Origin of the sequence: Leptolyngbya cf. ectocarpi LEGE 11479 (assembly GCF_015207065.1) — a bacterium.
In the GTDB taxonomy this organism is placed as follows: Bacteria; Cyanobacteriota; Cyanobacteriia; order Phormidesmidales; family Phormidesmidaceae; genus Leptothoe; species Leptothoe ectocarpi.
In genome coordinates, this window is record NZ_JADEXP010000514.1 from 1 (window position 1) to 3,113 (window position 3,113).

Here is a 3,113-nt window from a genome sequence, read left to right on the forward strand (position 1 = left end):
TATTTTCTCTCTGCTTTATCTGAGCGGCAACAGCGCATTCTGCAGTTGTTGAAGGCTTCGGATGATATCTACCTCTCACTCACCGGATAATTTAGGCAACCCTTCCTAAATTTAAGCGAACCGTGAGTTCTTATGCCCAACGTCTTTAAAATCTGCATGAATGGAATATTAGAATATGCTCATAGAAATTATTTTCATGAGAAATTTTTTAAATAAGTTGGCGCTGCCGATCCAAATATCAGCTAGCAGAGTATTTCACAGATCGGTTCACTCTTTAAATCAGTAACGCCAATAAGTTCGGTACAGATTAATTTGCTATGAGGGTATACCAATTGGTAATAGAGAATTGGTATTCTAAAAGGATAGTTTTAACGAAAATTAAGTTTTTACGCTAAAACTAGCCATATATTAGCTGCTAATAGAGCTTGCTTATTAAGAAAGTTGCCGATGAGACGAATTTTAATTGCTGAAGATGAAGTTCGCGTCGCTTTTTTTTTAGAGCAGGGACTTCAAAAAAATGGATTTATAACTAAGCTTGCAACCACAGGCCCTGAAGCACTTACCCATGCGTTAGAGGGTGACTTTGATCTGCTTATCCTCGATTTGGGACTGCCTGGAAAGGAAGGCTTGTCAGTACTCGAAGAATTACGTGGTCAAGGATGTCGGCTGCCAATTGTAATTTTGACTGCCCGTGACACGATGTCCGATAAGCTTGCAGGATTTGATCTAGGGGCTGACGACTATGTTACTAAACCATTTCGTTTTGAAGAATTATTAGCTCGTATTCGAGTGCGGATACGGACGACAATGCCCACCAATCCTGAACATGAATGGATACTAAGCCACCAGGGTATTGTACTGAACCTGCGCACGCGTTTGGTGACAGTTGGAGAGCACACCGTTGAACTGTCAGCCCGTGAATTTGCGATGGTGGAAACCTTTATGAACTCACCTGGACAGGTGCTCAGTCGTGAACAGCTACTGGATCGGGTATGGGGATATGATTATGCTCCCGGCTCGAATATTGTAGACGTATATGTCGGCTATCTACGTAAAAAACTGGGAAGCAATCTGATCGAAACAGTTAGAGGCATGGGATATCGTATGCCTATTTAGCGAGAATGAAGTATTCCCTTAAAAAACAACATTATCTCATATCCAAGAACAGCATTAGATTGCTTGGAGCATTGTGAGCATGCATGAACGCCTAAATGTTCTATTTAGCGTAGCGTCAGAAAATAACCTATTTCCAGTATTGGAAGAATTACACAATGGCGGACTTTATCCTGTTTGGCAATGGGTGAAAACAGCGGCAGAATTTGGCACAGCAGTAGCTGACCACTCCTGGGATGCGATTATTGCAGATTATGATTTGCCAGGCTTTGATGCCCTTGCCATCCTAACTGCTGTTCATCAAAGTCAGTTCGATATTCCATGTATCGTGATTTCGGATACTGTGGGTGAACGCCTGGCTGTGGAGATGATCAAAGCAGGTGCCCATGATTATTTGATGAGGGATAACCTGGCACTTTTGCCAGAAATTCTACAGCATGAGATCAAGAATGCTAGAGAGCGTTTAAACCATAAACAAAACCATAAACAAACTATATCAACCTTACGGGCAACGGAGACAAAGTACCGAGCTATTCATGACAACGCTGTAGAGGGTATTTATCAGGGTAGCGATCGCAAACGGATTGAAGCGGTCCATCGGCGGATTGAAGCCCGAACCAAAGCCGCATTTGAGCAAGCCGCTGTGGGATTTGCCGAATCTGACATGCAAACGGGTCAGTTAACCTTGGTAAATCCCTATTTCTGCAAGATGACGGGCTACAGTCAAGCCGAATTATTGAAGATGACGGTCAATGATATCAGTCATCCTGACGATGCACCTAAGTCTGTTGAGAAAATACGCCAACTTTTCTCAGGTCAGATTGAGAGTTTTAAGGTAGAAAAACGCTATCTTCGCAAGGATGGAACGTTCTTTTGGGCAGATACAACGGTTTATCTTGTTTGTCTACCGGAAGAGCAAGATACCCATTGTTTGGCCATTATTCAAGACATTAGCGATCGCAAACAGCTTGAGATCGAACGCAGCGAGGCTCAGCAACAGCTCCAGCAGCTCAATCAAGTATTAGAAGCTAAAGTTGAAGAACGAACCAAGGCCCTAATGATGACACAATCAGCCGTTGATCTGGCTGCTGACTGTGTTTTCATGATTCGTTCAGATGGTCATTTTCATTATGTCAATAACACAGCCTGTAGCAAATCAGGCTATACCCGAGACCAGCTGCTGACACTTTCTATAACCGATATTTATCCCACGATCTCACCTGAAGATTGGGGTCAAATCTGGCAAAAAATTGAACAACAGCCTGCCGTGACCCTTGAGTCCCAGAATCAGTCTAAAAGTGGAGAGGTCTATCCTGTTGAAGTGACTGCCAACTATCTAGAATTTGATGGCATAGCCTATGCGCTAGCGTTTGCACGAGATATTACCAACCGCAAGTTAGCTGAGGTGAAACTCCAAAAAGAAAATATATTCCGTCAACAAATTCTTGAAAACATGGCCGAAGGATTGTGTGTGTGTCATCAAATAGACGAGTTTCCGTTTATGCGCCACACGGTTTGGAATCAGAAAATGAACGTTATTACTGGTTATTCCCTTGAAGAAATTAACCGTTTGGGAGTGATTCCAGGTCTAGTACCTAAGGGCCTAGACCTGCGAACATACGTAGGCAGCTATATGGAGCAATTACGGACAGGGGATACCCTGATGGCTAAAGAAGCTGAGATTCAATGCAAAGATGGCCAACGATGTACGATTGCTATTTCAACGTCTGTCTTGCCCAATGCAGAGGGACACTTTACCGTCCTTTCCCTAATACAAGACATTACTCAGTATAAACAGAGTCAGCAAAGTGCTCGTCTGCTAGTTGATGTGGTCGAATCAACCGATGATGCCATTATTACCAAGCGCCTGGATGGCACGATTACCAGTTGGAATCCTGCTGCCGTAACTTTGTTTGGTTATACAGAAGCTGAAGCCATTGGACAATCTATCTTAGTTCTCTTTCCTCGTGATCGTATTGATTTAGAACCTCAAATTATTC

The 3,113-nt window shown here is 43.1% G+C and carries 2 protein-coding genes; both read left to right on the forward strand.

What is annotated here, in order from left to right:
• The first annotated feature begins 447 nt into the window (after nt 1–447).
• On the forward strand, nt 448–1,116 hold the full coding sequence (locus IQ260_RS29245; RefSeq protein WP_193996579.1) for a response regulator transcription factor: 669 nt from the start codon (nt 448–450) through the stop codon (nt 1,114–1,116).
• A 79-nt stretch (nt 1,117–1,195) separates the two neighbouring features.
• The coding region (locus IQ260_RS29250; RefSeq protein ID WP_193996580.1) for a response regulator at nt 1,196–3,113 on the forward strand (1,918 nt) is incomplete at its 3' end.